This is a genomic window from Nocardiopsis sp. N85, assembly GCF_028882275.1.
Taxonomy (GTDB): Bacteria; Actinomycetota; Actinomycetes; order Streptosporangiales; family Streptosporangiaceae; genus Nocardiopsis; species Nocardiopsis lambiniae.
Window position 1 is genome coordinate 197,761 of record NZ_JARBUT010000011.1, and the last position, 16,827, is coordinate 214,587.

General features: G+C 70.8%; 14 protein-coding genes. 12 read left to right on the plus strand and 2 right to left on the minus strand.

All coding sequences use genetic code 11. From position 1 onward, the window contains the following. Positions 1-103 precede the first annotated feature (103 nt). The 11 genes from PWG71_RS17340 (at position 104) to PWG71_RS17390 (ending at position 12,285) form a co-directional block, all read left to right on the plus strand. Positions 104-1,774 carry a hypothetical protein gene (locus PWG71_RS17340; protein ID WP_274810788.1) on the plus strand — a complete coding sequence of 557 codons (1,671 nt, stop codon included), beginning with the start codon at positions 104-106 and terminating at the stop codon, positions 1,772-1,774. After that, on the plus strand, positions 1,775-3,244 hold the full coding sequence (locus tag PWG71_RS17345; RefSeq protein WP_274810789.1) for an SCO6880 family protein: 1,470 nt from the start codon (positions 1,775-1,777) through the stop codon (positions 3,242-3,244). Between the two features lie 10 nt (positions 3,245-3,254). Continuing rightward, positions 3,255-4,802, plus strand: a complete 1,548-nt coding sequence (locus tag PWG71_RS17350; protein ID WP_274810790.1) for a hypothetical protein — start codon at positions 3,255-3,257, stop codon at positions 4,800-4,802. 3 nt (positions 4,803-4,805) lie between these two features. After that, complete coding sequence (locus PWG71_RS17355; RefSeq protein ID WP_274810791.1) at positions 4,806-6,641, plus strand: type IV secretory system conjugative DNA transfer family protein; 1,836 nt, start codon at positions 4,806-4,808, stop codon at positions 6,639-6,641. 3 nt (positions 6,642-6,644) lie between these two features. Then, positions 6,645-7,871 (plus strand): hypothetical protein, encoded by a 1,227-nt coding sequence (locus tag PWG71_RS17360; protein WP_274810792.1) that lies wholly within the window; start codon positions 6,645-6,647, stop codon positions 7,869-7,871. Between the two features lie 34 nt (positions 7,872-7,905). Then, the gene (locus PWG71_RS17365) at positions 7,906-9,495 is read left to right on the plus strand and encodes a hypothetical protein (RefSeq protein ID WP_274810793.1); all 1,590 of its coding nucleotides are present in this window, start codon (positions 7,906-7,908) and stop codon (positions 9,493-9,495) included. Positions 9,496-9,539: 44 nt separating this feature from the next. Further along, positions 9,540-10,022, plus strand: coding sequence for a DUF4913 domain-containing protein (locus PWG71_RS17370; RefSeq protein ID WP_274810794.1), 483 nt, complete (start codon positions 9,540-9,542; stop codon positions 10,020-10,022). Positions 10,023-10,160: 138 nt separating this feature from the next. Then, a complete protein-coding gene (locus PWG71_RS17375; RefSeq protein ID WP_274810795.1) occupies positions 10,161-10,646 on the plus strand; it encodes a hypothetical protein in 486 nt (161 codons plus the stop codon). Next, the gene (locus PWG71_RS17380; protein WP_274810796.1) at positions 10,643-11,041 is read left to right on the plus strand and encodes a hypothetical protein; all 399 of its coding nucleotides are present in this window, start codon (positions 10,643-10,645) and stop codon (positions 11,039-11,041) included. Before PWG71_RS17375 ends, PWG71_RS17380 begins: the two co-directional genes overlap by 4 nt. Next, the gene (locus PWG71_RS17385) at positions 11,029-11,778 is read left to right on the plus strand and encodes a hypothetical protein (protein ID WP_274810797.1); all 750 of its coding nucleotides are present in this window, start codon (positions 11,029-11,031) and stop codon (positions 11,776-11,778) included. Before PWG71_RS17380 ends, PWG71_RS17385 begins: the two co-directional genes overlap by 13 nt. Before the next feature lie 18 nt (positions 11,779-11,796). After that, on the plus strand, positions 11,797-12,285 hold the full coding sequence (locus PWG71_RS17390) for a hypothetical protein (protein ID WP_274810798.1): 489 nt from the start codon (positions 11,797-11,799) through the stop codon (positions 12,283-12,285). Positions 12,286-12,408: 123 nt separating this feature from the next. Here the strand turns inward: PWG71_RS17390 and PWG71_RS17395 are convergent, their stop codons facing one another. Further along, a complete protein-coding gene (locus PWG71_RS17395) occupies positions 12,409-13,863 on the minus strand; it encodes an alanine/glycine:cation symporter family protein (RefSeq protein WP_446725048.1) in 1,455 nt (484 codons plus the stop codon). A 570-nt stretch (positions 13,864-14,433) separates the two neighbouring features. Between PWG71_RS17395 and PWG71_RS17400 the strand changes: the two genes are divergently transcribed. Beyond that, positions 14,434-16,188: an NAD+ synthase gene (locus PWG71_RS17400; protein WP_274810800.1), complete on the plus strand. Its 1,755-nt coding sequence runs from the start codon at positions 14,434-14,436 to the stop codon at positions 16,186-16,188. Positions 16,189-16,263: 75 nt separating this feature from the next. Here the strand turns inward: PWG71_RS17400 and PWG71_RS17405 are convergent, their stop codons facing one another. Next, the gene (locus PWG71_RS17405; RefSeq protein ID WP_274810801.1) at positions 16,264-16,746 is read right to left on the minus strand and encodes a hypothetical protein; all 483 of its coding nucleotides are present in this window, start codon (positions 16,744-16,746) and stop codon (positions 16,264-16,266) included. Positions 16,747-16,827 lie beyond the last annotated feature (81 nt).

The following is a 16,827-nucleotide window of genomic DNA, read 5'->3' on the forward strand; positions in this document are numbered from 1 at the left end:
CCCTGTGACAACGGCCGGGCCGGCCACGGGCCCAGAGCGATGAGAACCCGATCGGAGCGACACCCGAGCCGCGTCGGTCCACGACTTCCAAGGAGGTGAGGGCATGCAGGGCAACGCGCTGGAGAAGTGGGTCAGCGAAGGCCTACAGGGCGTCATCGATCGCCTGTTCGGTCTCATGATCCACAGTGGAGGACCCCTACCGGTGCGCGGCGAATACGCGGGCCCCACCAGCCCTGTCGCCACCGTCGACCAAGGTGTTCTGCACCTACAGAACATCTTCAGTCCCCTGGTCCTCTTCCTGGCGACACTGGGCATCCTGCTGGCCGCCATCCGTTTGCTCTGGACCCGCAGGATCGACCCGATGATGGACCTGATCCGCGGTCTGCTGACCGTCATCGTCGCCACCTTCGGCGGCCTCGCCCTGGTGTACGCCTTCGTCAACTTCGGCAACGGGCTGACCTGGATGGTCACCGAGAGCGTGACCTTTCGGCACGACGGGATGCAGCGCAACTTCCTGTACACGGCACGCGAGGTCTATCCCAGCATCATCCGGGTGGGCTCCGATCTCGGAGACCTCGGCTTCGAGGGCAACGAGCCCGCCCGGCAGGCGGTCACCCTCCTCATCGGCCTGGCGGTGATGATCGGTCTCACCACGCAGATGATCGTCCTCTCCCTGCTCGAAGCCGTCGTCTACCTGATCGCCTGCCTGCTGCCGCTGGCCGCGGCCAGCACCATGATCCCCGGCGTGCAGATGTTCTCGAAGATCATCGGCTGGCTCTTCGCGTGCCTGCTCTACAAACCGTTCCTGTTGATGATCTACCTGGCGGGGCTGGTCATCCTCGGAACCGATACCTCGGCCACCGAGGACCTGCCCCGCTATCTCATGGGCGCGGCGGTCATGCTCCTCGCGACGGGTGCGCTGCCCGTGCTGATGAAGCTGATGAGCTCCCCGGCCCTGTGGATGATGGCGCTCGCCACCGGCGGCGCCGGTTCCCTGTTGGGCGGTGGCGGCGGCGGTGGTGGTGATACCGGCGGCGGTGGTGGGAACGATGGGTCCTCGGGTGGTGGCGGCGGTATGTCCGAGGGGGCCGGCGGCGGCACCCAGGGCTTTCCCTCCTCCCAGTCCGCGGCCGGTGCCAACGAACGCGCCGCCACCTTGTCACGGAACCTCGGCGAGGGAGACGGCGGCGGTGCCCAGGGAGGACCACCGAGCGGTGCCGCCGATCGGGACGCCCTCGGAACGCAGGGTTCGGGGGCGGGCGATGCGAGCGGTGGCCCCGGGGGCGGACCCGGAACCCTCGGCGGTACCGGCGGCGGGGACCCGACCGCCTCCGGGGCGTCGGACTCCACGGGCTCCGACGGGTCCGGGTCGACCGCCTCCGGGGCGTCGGACTCCACGGGCTCCGACGGGTCCGGATCGACCGCCTCCGGAGCGTCGGACTCCACGGGCTCCGACGGGTCCGGATCGACCGCCTCCGGAGCGTCGGGAGCGGTCGACTCCACGGTCTCCGGTTCGGAACAGACCCACACCTCGGCGACCGGTGCCACCGGCGCCGACGACGGTGGCGGGTCCGCACCCGGGGCCGTCGGCGGGTCTTCGTCCGGAGGCGGCGACTCCTACGGGGGGACCACCTCCGACGGGGCGATCCCGGAGACCGGGGGGACCTCCTCGACAGGGGGGACCGGGGGATCGGGAGAGAACGGGGCCCCAGAGGGGCCCCGAGGATCTGGGAGCGCCGAGATGCCCGACGGGGTCGGCGGAGGGGTGGGCTGAGTGGTTCGCACGTACGGGGGGTGGCGCAAGCGCCGCAGCATCGGGCTCTTCGGGCTCGGTCTCACCGCCACCCTCGTCCTCTTCGCAGGTCTCATCATCCTGATGCTGTCCGGCCTGTTCGCGCCGCGTCTGGCCATGTACATGCTGCCCGTCATGGCCGTGGCGTTCGTCCTGGCGGCCGTGCCCGTGCGGGGTGAGTCCCTGCTGGCCTTCCTGCTCACCCGCCTGCGCTGGTGGTGGGCGAAGGTCCTCGGGCACACCCGCTACCGCGCCGGCGTCATGGTGGAGCACCCGCGCGCCTTCCAGCTTCCCGGCGTCCTGGCCCCCGTCACCCTCCTCTCCTGCGAGGACGGCAAGGGGGGCCGGTTCGGGCTGGCCTGGAACCGGCGCCTGGGCCACATGACCGCGACGGTCCTGGTGTCGTCCAACTCGGTGTGGCTCGCCGAGCCCTCCGACGTCGACACCTGGGTCGCGGGCTGGCACCAGTGGCTGGCCTCCCTCGGCTACATGCCGTGGGTCCAGTGGGTCACGGTGACGGTCGAGTCCCGGCCCGATCCGGGCAGTACGCTGCGCCACCGGGTCGAGGCGGAGATCGACCCGGCCTCCCCCGAGGCCGCCCGCAAGATCATGCACGACCTCGTCGTCAACGCGCCCACCGTCAGCGCCCAGGTGGAGACCCGCGTCAGCATCACCTACGACCCGCGCAGGTTCCCGACCGCACCCAAGGACCGCATGCAGGCCGCGGTGGAGATCAACGGGTACCTCAACCAGATCGAGACCTCCCTGGCCGGCTCGGGTGTCTCGGTCCTGGGCCGGGCCACCCCCGAGCAGCTCGTCGCCATGGTGCGCTCGGCCTACGACCCGACGGCGCTCAACGACCTCAGCTCCCTGTTGCAGCGGACCCCCGAGACCATCGGCAGCGTCGACTGGACGGACGCCACCCCGGTCGAGGCCGAGGCCCATCACGACCGCTACACCCACGACAGCGGCACGAGCGTCTCCTGGATCTGGCAGGAGGCGCCGCGCACCCACGTCACCAGTACGGTGCTCGCCGAACTGCTCTCGCCGACCCGCTGGGTCAAGCGCACCACCCTGCTGTTCCGCCCCTGGCCGGCGGCCGCGGCGGCACGGGCCCTGGAGGCGCAGAACGCCGCCGCCCAGTACAAGAGCGAACTGTCCTTCCGGGTCCGGCACCGGGTGAGCGCCCGGGACCGGCAGGACCTGGCCTACGCCCGGCAGGCGGCCCAGGAGGAGACGCGCGGCGCGGGGCTGGTGCAGGTGAGCCTGTACACGACGGCCACCGTCGACGACGAGCAGAGGATGCAGCAGGCGATCGCGCACACGGAGTCGGCGGCCGAGACCTCCCGGATCCGGCTGCGCCGGGCCTGGGGCAGCCAGGACGTCGCGTTCGCCACCACGCTGCCCCTCGGCGTGTGCCCGCCGTTCCTCGTCCAGCGCGGTATGGGTTAGGAGGAGACCGATGGCGATCGTGGACCGACAGAGCCGGGCGCAGGAACGCCGCCAGCAGCGGGAGGAGCGCAAGAGGCTCAAGCGCAAGCGGCAGGAGGAGGCGGCCGTCCCGGACCGTTCGGCGGAGCGGGAGCGCGAGGTCGTCGCCCCCCTGCTCGGCTGGCGGCACCGGGGCGGCGGGGCCTCGCCCAACGTCCCCAACGTCGTCGAGTACCAGGCCACCACCGCGCAGGCGTGCGGGCTGTTCCCGTTCGTCACCAGCAGCAAGCCGCCCGCGATCGGCACCCCGATCGGCCGCGACCTGCTCTCGGGAGAGGTCGTCTGCCTGGACCCGATGGCGTGGCTGCGCGCGGGGCTGATCACCAACCCCGGGTGCTTCGTCCTGGGCCAGCCGGGCACGGGCAAGTCGACGTTCGTCAAGCGGCTGGTCACCGGCGCCGTGGCGTTCGGCTCCCAGGCGATCATCCTGGGCGACACCAAACCCGACTACAGCGACCTCATCGCCCACCTCGGGGGCCAGGTCGTGCGCATCGGCCGGGGCCTGGACCGGATCAACCCGCTCGACGCCGGCCCTCTGGGCACGGTCATGGGACGACTCAGCGAACTGGAGCGGGAGAAGTTGCGCTGGGAGGTGCGCTCGCGCCGGATCTCCCTGCTCATGGCCCTGTGCACCCTGGTCCGGGAGGGGCGGATCGCCAACGCCGAGGAGGTCGTCCTCGGCGCGGCGATCGACCTGCTGGACGAGCGGCTCGCCGGACGGCGCCAGCCCACCGTCATCGACGTGCTCAACGTCGTGGAGGAGGGCCCCGACTCGTTGCGGTCGTTCGCCCGCGCCGACACCCGGGACCAGTACGACAAGCGCGTCGACGACCTCGTCTTCACCCTCCGCCTGCTGTGCACGGGTTCCCTGGCGGGGGTCTTCGACGCCGAGACCACCACCCCGCTCGACCTGGAGGCGCCGGGGATCAGCGTCGACATCTCCCGGGTGGGCGCCGCCGGGGACAAGCTCCTCACCGCCGCCATGCTCTGCACGTGGAGCTACGGCTTCGGCATGGTGGACGCGGCCGCGGTGCTCGCCGAGCACGGCGTCATCCGGCGCCGCTCCTACATCGGGGTGATGGACGAGCTGTGGCGGGCGCTGCGCGGCGCGCCCGGCCTGGTGGAGTTCGCCGACTCCCTGACCCGGCTCAACCGCTCCAAGGGCATGGCCTCGGTCATGGTGACGCACTCCCTCAACGACCTGGAGGCCCTCGCCACCGAGGAGGACCGGGCCAAGGCGCGCGGGTTCGTGGACCGCTCCGCCATCACCGTCCTGGCGGGCCTGCCGCCGCGCGAACTCGCGGCGGTCAACCGCATCACCCCGATGACCGCGCCCGAGCAGGGCCTGGTCTCCTCCTGGTCCTCCCCCGACTCCTGGCAGCCGGGAGCCCGCCACCCGGGACGCGGCAAGTACCTGATCAAGACGGGTGCGGAACGGTTGGGCATCCCGGTGCAGATGACGCTCACCCGCGACGAACTCTTCCTGTACGACACCGACCAGGCGATCCGGAGGGAGTGAACCGTGGCCCGTGAACGTCCGAAGTACCAGGTGAAGGGCGGGGCGGCGGCAGCGGGAGCGCCGCCCCTGCTGGTGTTGGTCGCGCTCTGGGGCGTGGTCGCCCTGTTCTTCCTGTTCTGGCTGGCCGCCCGCATCGTGGCGTCGGTGCTGGGCGGGACGGTGCCCCCCTTCGGTCCCCTCTGGGCCTTCTCGCTCCTGATGTGGGACACGGCGCAGGTGTGGCCGGGCGTGCCCTCGCTCCCGGTCGTCCTGGTGTTCACCGTCCTGGCCGCCGTGGCGGCCACGGCGCTGTGGTGGCTCCTGCGCCGCCTGCGCGACGCCCTGTACGGGCAGGCGGACGCGGTCACCGCCCTGAACAAGGACAACGACACCGTCTCGGAGCTGACCCGTCCCGAAGCCGCCGACAAGGCCGTCCGTCTGCGGCGGCGCTCCCTCGGCGGATCCCGGGGGCGGTCGCTCCAGGACGCCGACGTGGGGCTGGCGCTCGGGGACGTCCGCCTCGACGGCGACCGGGTCGGCAAGCGCCTGTTCGCCTCGTGGGAGGACACCGTCCTCGCCTTCATGGCACCCCGAGCGGGCAAGACCACCGCCATGGCCATCCCCTACGTCCTGGACGCGCCCGGAGCCGCGCTGGCCACCAGCAACAAGGCCGACGTCTGGTCGGCCACGGCGACGATCCGGCAGCGGACCACGGGCGAACGCGTGTGGTTGTTCGACCCCCAGCACATCACCCACCAGGAACAGGAGTTCTGGTGGAACCCGCTGGCGGAGGTCCGCGGCGTCGAGGACGCCTACCGGCTCGCCGGGCACTTCGTCCTCACCATCGACGACGACTCCAAGAAGGACATGTGGGGACCGGCCGCCCGCGCCCTGCTCTCCCAGCTCATCCTCGCCGCCGCACTGGACGGCCGGTCGCTGCGGGAGGTCGGCGAGTGGCTCCACGACACCAAGCTCCCGCAGCCGGTGGACGTACTGTTCGACCACGGGTTCACCGCCTACGCGGAGGCCCTGCGCGAGACGCAGAACATCGTCGCGGAGACCCGCGACGGCATCTACACCACCGCGCGCACCGCCGCCCGCTGTCTGGACGACCCCGAGATCATGCTGTGGGTGACACCCCAGGAGGGCGATCCCTTCCCGGAGTTCGAACCGCGCTCCTTCGTCACCACCCGGCAGACCCTGCACCTGCTCAGCAAGTCCCGGGCGGCCTCCGCCCCCCTCATCGCGGCGCTCACGGACGCCATCTTCCTCGCCGGTGAACAGGCCTCCGAGGCGCAGGGCGGACGCCTGGACCCGCCGCTGGTGGCGGTCCTGGACGAGGCCGCGAACATCTGCAAGATCGCCGACCTGCCCGACATGTACTCCCACCTGGGGTCGCGGGGCATCGTGCCGGTCACCATCCTCCAGAGCCACCGCCAGGGCGTTCGGGTGTGGACGGAGAACGGCATGGAGGCGATGTGGTCCGCCGCCACGGTCAAGGTGTTCGGCGCCGGACTCGACGACCACAAGATCGTGGACGCCCTGTCCAAGCTCGTCGGCCAGCACGACGTGTCCACCACGTCGTTCAGCTACGGCGAGGGCAAGGGCAACCACTCGGTGCAGCTGCGGCGGCAGGAGATCCTCCAGGGCTCGGACATCCGCCGGATCGACAAGGGCGACTGCCTGCTCTTCGCCACCGCCGCCAAACCGACCATCCTGCGGATGCTCCCCTGGTACCGGGACCGCCGCGCCCCCCTGATATCCGCCGAGATCAAGGCGGCCGAGGCGCTCATCACCGGAGGTGCCCGCAAGCGCTACGGCGGGCGCCGTAGCGGTGCGGCCGTCGCGGAGAAGGAGTAGGACATGGCCGAAACCGACACGTCGCAGTCGCCGTCGCAGTCGCCGTCGCAGTCGCCGGAGAACCCGCCCCCGCACGACCGGAGGGACCGTCGTGGGGCCTCCTCCCCGGCACGGGACGCGGTCGCCGGGTTGGCCCCCCGGCCGGGCGGGGGCGTCCCGGCACCGCCGCCGCTCCCGGGCGGCGGCGGCCAGGTCGCCCCGGAGACCGTCGCCGCGCTCGGGGCGTTGGGAAAGCTCACCGCCTGGGTGAGGGAAGCACTGGGATCGATACTCAAGGCCTTGGCAGAGGCGCTGTTCCGGCTGGCGCGGTTCTCCTTCCTCGCGCTGCGCTGGTCGATCAGGAGGGTGCGTCCGCTGCAACGCCGGCAGATCAGGGCGCGGCTCCAGGAGATCGAGACGGAGCGGAGCAGGACGGAGGGCACGGTCGCGGCGGCACTGGGCCGAGTGGAGGCCGACGTCGTCCGCGTCCGCGAGAACGGCGACGCCTCGGTCCGGGACGCGGTGCGGCGCCGTGCCGACCGGGTCGAGACGGCCCGCCGCCGTGCCGACCGGCTCACCGACCAGGCGCGCCGAACCGGAGAGGCGGGCGTTCGGCGTGCGCGCTTCGAGGCGCGCACCCTCTCCCCAGCGCGGGCGGCCGTGCGCGTACGTGCCGCCGAGCAGGCCCGGGACCGGCGTGTCGACCTGGCCGAGCGCCGGGGGAACGCCCTCGTGGGCCGGGCCCGCGCGGCCGGTGACGCCGAGGTCGGTCGGGCCCGTGCCGGGCGAGACCAGAACAACCGGGAGGCCCGGACACGCGCCTCCGCCGCCCGGCAGGAGATCGGCGCGGCGCGCACGGAATACCTGGCCGATCTCGACCGGCGTTCCACGGAGCTTCGGGATCTGCGGAGCCGTCCGATGCCCCCGCTCCAGTTGCGTGCTCGGATGCGCGCGGACCACCACCAGGGGAGCAGCGCCGCCACCCGTTTCCAGAACCGAATAGGCCAGGCCGAACAGCGGCTCGGACCCGCCGCGATGGCCCGAGGCTCCGCCCCGGCTCCCGCACCGGTCTCCGGTACGGCGCCCGGCACGGCCCCCGCGACCGTGCCACCCGGCCACCGGCTCCACGCCCGCGGCCTCAGAGCCCGCGGGGCCGCTCCGGGTACGCAGGCCGCGGCGGCACCCTCACGGCGTCGCCCCGGGGCGCGGACCCCGGGAACCCCGCCGCGCAGGAGGGCGAACGGGGCATGACACGGTACGGACACCCCCGAACGGGAGGCCAGGGATGAGCGAGCGGACAGGCGGTGCCGGCCGGTTCAAGGACGAGGAGTCCGAGTCCCGGCGCCGCACCAGGGAACGTCCGACCGGCCCGGGGGAGGGGAGCGGATCGGAGTCCGGCGGCGGCGAGCGCGACATCGTCGAGGCCCTCCTGACCGCCGCCATGCGAGCCTCGATCGGGCGCGGGGGCATGACCAACTCCGGGTGGCTCGCCATGGCGTCCCTCCACGGCCACCTGCGCAAACGGCGACTCCAGAGCAGTGGGAAGGCGTTCTTCCCCGAGACCCACGTGGCGGGATCCCCGGCGCTCGTCCAGGCCGCGGTGCACCTGGCCCGCGGCGCGGATCCGGGGGCCGCGGCCGCCCTGCTGCCCGGAGCGGACCCGCTGCGGGTCCGTGAGGTCCGTGACCGCCTCGATCACGCCATCGTGGGCAAGGTCCTGGAGAACGACCTGGCGAGCGGGCGTCTCGAAACGACCGCGCACACCGCCCTCCAGGAGAGGGGGGCCTTCCCGGGGACACCGCCCGAGCAGTCCTGGCGGCGGGCCCTCGACGGCTCCGACCTGAACAAGCTGCGCCCCCGCGACCTCGGCGCGCTCTACGTGAGCGCCGGCGACGCCGTCGGACCACAGGCGCGCCTGTCCGAGGCACTGATCTCCAAGGCCATGGCCGGGCGGCACCCCCAGCTCGCGGCCTCCGTCGAGCAGGGCATCGTCCAGGACGAGGCCTTCGCGGGCGACCCGCTCTCCTCCCGGATCGACAAGAACACGGCCCTGGCGGGGGCGGTGTGGCAGGCCGACAACCGCCCCATGGAGACCATGGAGGAGTACTGGGCCAAGGCCGTCCCCTGGTTCAAGGACGCGCGTGCCAAGGCCGACGAGCTGCGCGGCCCCGCCGCGTCGATCCTCGCCGCGGCCCTCGACGGGAAGATCCCGGCGGATTCCGTGCCCACGATGATCGACAACGCCAAACGCCATCTGCCGGGCTTCGAGGAGCGCTACCGCGAAGGGCTGACGTTCGCCGAGCGCCGGGCCCGAGTGGGCACCGGTAGCGGTTTCCCCCAGGGGGACGCCGTCCTCTACGCGCTGGACAAGGCCAGGGGCCTCCCGGTGAACGAGGCGCCCCGGGGTCGGGACGCCGTGGTGCGGGCCGGCAACGAGGACGCCGCCCGCCTGCGCACCGGAGCGGTGTCCGGCACCGCCGACCGCAGGCCGGAGACCGCCGACTCCCGCCTGCCGCAGAACCGGGGGCAGACGGAACGGGCGGTGGAGGCCAACGGTCGTGCGGTCGCCCGTGCCGAGGCCGCCCGACCGGAACGGGCCCGTGAGGGGAACCTCGTGCAGCGGCGTGAGCGGGATCGGGCCCGTGAGGGGAACCTCGCGCAGCGGCGTGAGCGGGATCGGGGCCGTGTCCAGCAGGCCCGCGCACAGGGGGCCGCCTACCGGGCGGGACGCACGGACGCGGTCCGCCGCGACACGGTCGGCCTGCCCCGGACCCGAACCCAGGCCGACGCGGCGGTCCTGAGGGCGACCGTCGTCCACCGGCGCCAGCGCAACACGACGACCACCTCGCACCGCCGATCGGCCGCCACCCGCTGACGCGGCGGCCGCGTACGACCACGACGAAGAGGACCACACCGGCTATGGACATCGAACAGCAGGAGCGGACCGACGGGAACGCGACCCCCGGAGAGGAGGCGTGGCCCGCCGGTGACGCTCCCGGCGTCGCCTCCGTGCTCGACGGGGTGGACGTCCCCGGGGACGAGGAGGGCGAGGACGAGCCGGCCCCCGAACCGGTGTTCAAGAACGTCGAGGAGTTCGTGCGCCTGCGGTTCCTCCCGGTCTACGTCCGTCCCGAGGGTGGACAGTTCCGGTGGTGCAAGGAGTGGTGGCGGCACGCCGAGGCGGTGTCGCGCTTCCAGGCGCTGTGGCACGCGTGGGAGGTGCTGCGCTGGGAGGCGGGCACCGGCATGGCCATCTGGTACCGGGACCACCTGGACTTCCAGATGGGCATCCTGCTCGGTGACAACGGTCCGTTCCGCGAGTGCACCTCGCGGCGCCACCAGGAACCGCGCCCCCTGCCCGCCGACCCCGCCCCCGAGGGCTGGTTCGAGGACGAGTGGTGACCCCCCTCCACGCCCCGCGCTTGGATGTTCACCGGGGCGTCACCGCGCGGACCCCGGCGGGGACGGGGTTCGTACCGCCGCGTCGGTAGACAGGTCCCGCCCCACCGTACGGCGGGGCGGGACCTGAGAGGCCTGGCGGTGGACCCCCTGCAAGTCGCGTTGACGCTCGGCAGCGCCTTCATCGGCGCGACCAGCCTCTTGGTCGCCTCGGTCGCGCTCGGCGCACGCTGGGAGGGCCGGGGCGAGTCGGACGGGAAACTCGCGCAGGCCAAGCGCTACGACCTGGCGGTGTCGCAGCACCCGAGCGTGCTCGAAGCGACCGCCCTTCGAGCGGCCCTGGACGCCTACCGTGCGGCGGACACCACGGTGCGCAAGGACCTGGAGGCGGCGGCCCAGACGGTCAGCCGGGCCGAGAACGAGGCGGCCGAGCGGGAGAAGCGGGTCCAGGCGCACTTCGAGACACTGGGCGACGCCGAGCGGGCGGTGGACCGGCTGTTGCGGCTCAACCGGCCCCAGGGCGTGCGCGGAGCCCTGCGGAGCGCGCGTCGCGCCGCCGCCCCGATGCTCCGGCGAGGGGGAGCCCCCACCTCGAAGAGGGAGTCGGGCAAGGGGGCGCGCGCATGATCGCCCTGGTGATCGCACTCGCGACAGCCCTGCTTCTGACCGCCCGCTGGGCGCTGAACCGCCATCAGGCGTCCCACGGGATCTCTCCGCCGCGAGACCCGGACGAGGAGGGCCTGTGGGCCGAAGCCCATCGGGAGCAGGAGCGTGCGAAGGACCTCGGCACGGCCGCGGGGAACCTCTGGGCCTGGCGCGACCTGTTGTCCGACACCGCCGTGGCCGCACGGACGGAGTCGGGAGAAGACGGGGCCGCCGCGCGTCTCGACACCCGCCGACGCGGGTTCGACGAGGCTGAGGGGAGGATCCGGGACGCGCTCGCCGACCTCGGCCCGCGCCACGTCGACGGTCCGGCCCGGTCCGGAGCGCGGCCCGGGGGGAGCGCCCCGTGGAGTGGTTGATCCCGGCCGGGACGGCGCTGGCGACCCTGGTCACGACCGCGGCCGTCGTGTTCCGCAGGAGCCTGGTGAAGGCACGCCTCGGCGGCCGGGCCAAGGTGGAACTCACCGAGGCCGAGGCGGCGCGGATCCGCGCCGCGGCCAACCAGCGCCTGAGCAAGGCGCAGACGGACCTGCCGCGGCTGCGTGCGGAGGTCAAGAGCGCGAGGATGGCGGGGACCCTGAAACGCACGGCCGAGGACCTCTACGCGCAGCAGGGCACCGCGAACGCGAGGGCTCGGCGCTCGGCGCAGTCCTTCAACGCCGCTCTGGAGCGGCATCGGGGGCTCCTCCGCCGCCTGGAGGAGTCAGGGCTGCTGATCGCCTCGGAGGCGGGACCCACGATCGACACCACTCGTCTCCGTGGCGACGCGTTGGAGGCCGCGGCCTCCGTGGGACGGCACCTCCAGGAGTTGGAGTGGTACCGCACCAACGGTGAGAGGGACGGGCTCAGCGGTCCGCTTCGAGCCCCGGGGTTCAGCGGTGAGCACGTCGCTTCCCTCAAGGTGAGCCTGGGCCCCGACCGCGTCGATGAGGACCGGATCCACGAACGCACCCGTGAGGTCCTGGCCGGGCAGGACCTGCTCACGCCCCCCACGAGTGTGGCCGAGGCGGTACGGAAGCGGAAGAGGTTGTTCCGGCGGGACGCTCCGGCACCGGTCCGCGGGGCGGGCGAGCAGAACGTGGGGCGGAAGCGATGAGACGTGGAGGGGGCGGTCATGGGTCTGCTGGGCGCGGGTGACGTGATCACACTGTTGGTCGCCGTCATGGCGGTGGCGGTCTGCTACCGGGTCGGACCGGAATCCGTCCGGCGTGCGCTGGGGCATCGGTCCGGCCCTCCGACGGAGCGGATCGACGCGGACGAGCGGCGGAAGGTGTACGAGATCCGACACGGCCTCTTGGAGCGCCGGTACGCGCTGCTGGACACGGCCGGGGCGAGGGTGCGCGAGAGCACCGGTCTGGGAGGAGCCGGAGCCGGAGAGCGCGGCGATCCCGTGCGACTCGTGGCGGACCTCGACAGGGACCTGGCGGGACTGGACGCCGAGGAGGAGCGACTGCTGGCGCGGACGCGTGCGGACTTCACCGAACGTCGGGCACGCGCGGAGCGGGCGCGGTCCACCGCCTGGTGGCTGGACGTCGTGTGCGCCGGAGCGGCCGTGCTCCTGGCGGGAGTCGCGGTCGGCGCGGCGGTGGCGGCGGTACTGTGACCGCGTCGACCCGGGGGCGGGTACACCAGGGAGTCCGTCTCTCCGGCGGCACACGAGAACGAGGGTGTGGTACCGGTATCGGCACCACACCCTCGGAGAGGTGGAAGGCGTGTCCCGTGGAGATCAGACCTTCGCGACGTTCCCCTTGAGCCGGTCCAGATCCTCCTGCTCCCAGCACTGCACACCGGTGAGGTCGGGCATGCTGTCCTTGGTGAACTCGGGGTCCCTACCTTCCTTGCGCTGCTTGACGTAGTCGGTCAGCAGGCGACACGCGATCGGTGCCAGCAGGGCCAGCGCCGCGAGGTTGACCAGGGCCATGACCCCCATGGTCGTGTCCGCCAGGCTCCAGACCAGGCCGCCCGAGCCGATCGCCCCAAGGAAGGTCACCAGGACGACGAGCACCCGGAAGCCGGTGACGGCCGCCGGCTTCTTGGTCAGGTAGCCGATGTTGGACTCGCCGTAGAAGGTGTTGCCGAGCACCGAGGTGAAGGCCAGCAAGAGGATGACCAGCGTGAGCACGTGGAGCGCCCAGGGCCCGAGGTTGGTCTCCAGCGCGTTCTGGGTCAGTGTCGGACCGGCCTCCTCCGTGTAGGTCGGGTTGGACACCAAGATGATGAAGGCCGTGGTCGAACACACGACGAGGGTGTCGAAGTAGACGCCCAGAGTCTGAACGAGGCCCTGTTTGACGGGGTGGCTCACAGCGGCGCTGGCGGCCGCGTTGGGAGCCGAGCCCAGGCCGGCCTCGTTGGAGAACATGCCGCGTCGCATGCCCTGCACGATCGCGGTACCGATGCCGCCTGCGGCGATCTCCTGGATTCCGAAAGCGTGCGTGACGATCTCGACCATCACCGCCGGGATCTGGTCGACGTTCAGAGCGACGACGGCCATGCCCAGGAGGATGTAGATGCCCGCCATGAACGGCACGAGCATCGTCGACGCGTGGGCGATGCGCCGGGCCCCGCCGAAGATGATCACAGCGGTGAACACGGCGAGCACCGCACCGACCACGTAGGGGGTCCACGGCGAGCCCTCACCACCGGACACGGTGGAGACCGAGTTGGAAATGGCGGCGGAGATCGTGTTGCTCTGCACGCTCGTGAACACGATTCCGAAGGTCACCGTGATGATCACGGCGAAGAGAACGCCCATCCAGCGGGACTTGAGCCCGTACTCCATGTAATAGGCCGGCCCGCCGTGGAACCCCTCCTTGTCGCGGACCTTGTACAGCTGTGCGAGCGTCGACTCGATGAAGCTCGCCGCGCCGACCATCAGTGCCATGACCCACATCCAGAAAACCGCGCCGGGACCACCGAGCGCGATCGCCGTGGCGACGCCGGCGATGTTGCCGGTACCGACGCGCGCACCGGCGGAGACCGTGAAGGCCTGGAAGGCGGAGATCGGTTTGCGGCCGTCCTCCGCCAGTCCCGTTTTTCCTCCCATCGAGCGGATCATCTCGGGGATCATTCGGAACTGCACACCAACGGAGCGCACGGTGAAGTACACGCTCAGAATGATGAGGACGGGAATGATCAGATAGGCCCAGAAGGCATCGTTGAAAGTGGTGATGCCGATGTTCATGGCTTCCACAGGGGGACTTCCCTTCGTCGTCGGCGGAGACGTCGTTGTCTCGCTCCGCGACTGATTCAGTTCCCGCAGTGGTCAGGGCGGTGTCTTGCCGATATGTGTTTTTTGTTACTTCCTGAACGCGCGGGGTCACATTTTCGGCGAGATCATCACCGACTGAACCGCCCAGGCCGCCATGAGGGTGTGCGGGCCGTGGAACAGATAACAAGAAACTCTCCCGAACCGCAAGATTCATCACACTTCGGCATGACCTTGTTCCTGTGACGGCGGAAGCGCCCGCCTGGGCGCGCTCCGGAGCGTCCTCGTCCGATGGGGCGGTGGCCTGAGTTTCATGGAGGCCTCATGAGCTGCGATTTCGGTCTGATGGGCTGCGCGTGGGGGAGGGGTGGAATGGCTTCGGGCGGGGGCTCCAGAGGCCACAGCCCCTGTGACTTATCTCACTCACACCAGGGATGGTGAAATAATCGATGTTTTTCACGGATGGCCGGAGACGGCGCCAGGTCGCAATGTTATAAAAAAGTTACATGTTGCGTCCATGTTAACTAATTCGCTACGATCGCACCTGTGGTACAACTTCGTATAGCTCTGGCCCAGATCAACCCGACTGTGGGTGATCTGGAAGGTAATTGCGACAGCGTCGTCGCTTACGCTCGTCAGGCGAGCGACGCTGGAGCCCATCTCGTCGTATTTCCCGAGATGGTCGTCACGGGATACTCGGTAGAGGATCTCGCCCTGCGGGACGGTTTTGTTTCCGCTTCCATAAAAACCACTCACACACTCGCCAGCCGATTGTCCGACGAAGGTCTCGGACACCTCCCGGTGGTCATCGGCTTCCTGAACAGACGAGAGGGCGGAGGATCCCGGTTCGGTCAACCCTCGGGAGCGCCGCAGAACTCGCTGGCGGTGCTGCACCAAGGCCGGATCCAGCTCGTTTCGGCGAAGCACCACCTGCCCAACTACGGGGTCTTCGACGAATTCCGGTACTTCGTCCCTGGAGACACGCTTCCGGTAATGCGACTGCACGGCGTCGACATCGCTTTCGCCATTTGCGAGGACCTGTGGCAGGACGGGGGGCCCGTTGCGGCGGCGGCCGTCCTCGGGGTGGGGATGCTCATCACTCTGAACGGGTCACCGTACGAGCGGCACAAGGACGACGTGCGGCTCGCACTGTGCCAGCGGCGCGCACGTGAGATCGGAGCCGCCATCGGCTACGTCAACATGATCGGCGGTCAGGACGACCTGGTGTTCGAGGGCGACTCCCTCATCGTCGACGCGGAGGGAGACCTCGTCTCCCGGGCTCCACAATTCGAGGAGGCGCTCCTGGTCACCGATGTGTCCCTTCCCCGAACCGCGGCCCCATCGGAACCACCGGCGGAATCGGGCGGTTTCCGGATCGTGCGGTACACGGCCTCCACGCAGCCGCTCGTGCCCTACGAGTCGCGCCCACCGGTGCTGACGCCCCGGCGCAACCCCTTGAGCGATCTCGGCGAGGTCTACACGGCTCTCGTCACGGGGGTACGCGACCACGTTCGCAAGAACGCCTTCTCCTCGGTCCTGGTGGGCGTCTCCGGGGGTCTCGATTCCTCACTGACGGCCACGATCGCGGCGGACGCCGTGGGTGCGGAGAACGTGCACGCCCTGGTCATGCCAGCGAAGGGATCCAGTACGGAGGCCATGGCGGACGCGGGAAAGCTGATCAAGGAGCTGGGCCTCGTCAACCGCGTCTACCCGGTGAACCACCTGGTCGACGCGTTGGAGTCGACGATCGTCGCCTCCAACGCGGACGGCGCGGAGAACCTGTTGGCGCAGGCACGCGGCACCCTCATCGCGGCCCTCTCGCGTGAGGAGGGACACCTCGTGTTGGCGGCGGGCAACAAGAGCGAATTGGCGACCGGGCTGTGCGCCCATTACGGCGATGCCGTGGGGTCCTACGCACCGCTCAAGGACTGCTGGAAGACACTGGTCCGGGAACTGGCCCGCTGGCGCAACACCGAGGCGACGCGTGTCGGGCTCACACCGCCCATTCCGGAGCGCTCCCTCGACCGGAACCGGGTCAATGGCTGGGGAAGTGCCGATCAGATCCCCACGCAACCGGAGTACGAGGTGCTCGACGGGCTGCTGAACGCCTACATCGGCACGGATCAGGGTGTCGCGGCGCTGACAGCGGCGGGTTTCGATCCGGATCTGGTGCGCCACGTCGTCCGCCGGGTCGACAGAGCCGAGCACAAGCGCCGCCAGTACCCGCCCGGCCCCAAGATCACCAAGCGCAACTTGGGAAGGGACCGGCGCCTGCCCATCACCAGCCGCTGGCCGGCCTGACGCACCATCGCGATCCGGTTCCACCACGTCCGGAGGCCGTTCGAGTGGTACCCGCCGCCTGAACGGCCCCGCGCGTCATGCGAAGTACGGCGCCGCCGCGATGACGAGCCCGAGCATCACGGCCACCGACAGCACCAGGAGGGCGATCTCGGTGCTCAGAGCCCGGCGGCGCCGTTGGCGGTGTCGGGCGGCCTCCTCCTCGAACTCCCGGTCGATGTGCTCGTGTTCGGCCAGGACGTGGGACTCCAGTTCATCGAACCTCTTCCGCAAGGACACCAGTTCCCGACGTCCGTGGTCCTCCTCGGCGATCGCCTCGGCGCTGGTGGATGCGGTCCGGTCACCCGCGAGTGCCTCGATGATCTGTTGCTTGCGGTCGGCGATCCCCACCTTCTCCAGGAGCGCGGCCGAGGAGACCGCCTGCTTCCTCGCCATCCTCCCATTCTCGATCGCCTGACCCGGGTCGTACAGGCCGCGTTGGCGGATCCTCAGGACGGCGTTCCCGGCGACGGTGGCCGTGACCAAGAAGAACACGTAAAAGGCGAATTGGTTGACATCCATTCCAGGGCTCCTCCGAGCGGGTCTGCGGAAGTGGTGCGCCAGTCGACGTGCTGACGCACCCGAAAACCAGTGGGTGACACG

What these genes read in the sequence shown, in the direction of transcription:
- PWG71_RS17360 (WP_274810792.1), top strand. Translation starts at nt 6,645, where the DNA reads ATGGCCGAAACCGACACGTCGCAGTCGCCGTCGCAGTCGCCGTCGCAG.
- PWG71_RS17380 (WP_274810796.1), top strand. Translation starts at nt 10,643, where the DNA reads ATGATCGCCCTGGTGATCGCACTCGCGACAGCCCTGCTTCTGACCGCC.
- PWG71_RS17365 (WP_274810793.1), top strand. Translation starts at nt 7,906, where the DNA reads ATGAGCGAGCGGACAGGCGGTGCCGGCCGGTTCAAGGACGAGGAGTCC.
- PWG71_RS17395 (WP_446725048.1), bottom strand. Translation starts at nt 13,863, where the DNA reads ATGAACATCGGCATCACCACTTTCAACGATGCCTTCTGGGCCTATCTG.
- PWG71_RS17350 (WP_274810790.1), top strand. Translation starts at nt 3,255, where the DNA reads ATGGCGATCGTGGACCGACAGAGCCGGGCGCAGGAACGCCGCCAGCAG.
- PWG71_RS17370 (WP_274810794.1), top strand. Translation starts at nt 9,540, where the DNA reads ATGGACATCGAACAGCAGGAGCGGACCGACGGGAACGCGACCCCCGGA.
- PWG71_RS17390 (WP_274810798.1), top strand. Translation starts at nt 11,797, where the DNA reads ATGGGTCTGCTGGGCGCGGGTGACGTGATCACACTGTTGGTCGCCGTC.
- PWG71_RS17340 (WP_274810788.1), top strand. Translation starts at nt 104, where the DNA reads ATGCAGGGCAACGCGCTGGAGAAGTGGGTCAGCGAAGGCCTACAGGGC.
- PWG71_RS17405 (WP_274810801.1), bottom strand. Translation starts at nt 16,746, where the DNA reads ATGGATGTCAACCAATTCGCCTTTTACGTGTTCTTCTTGGTCACGGCC.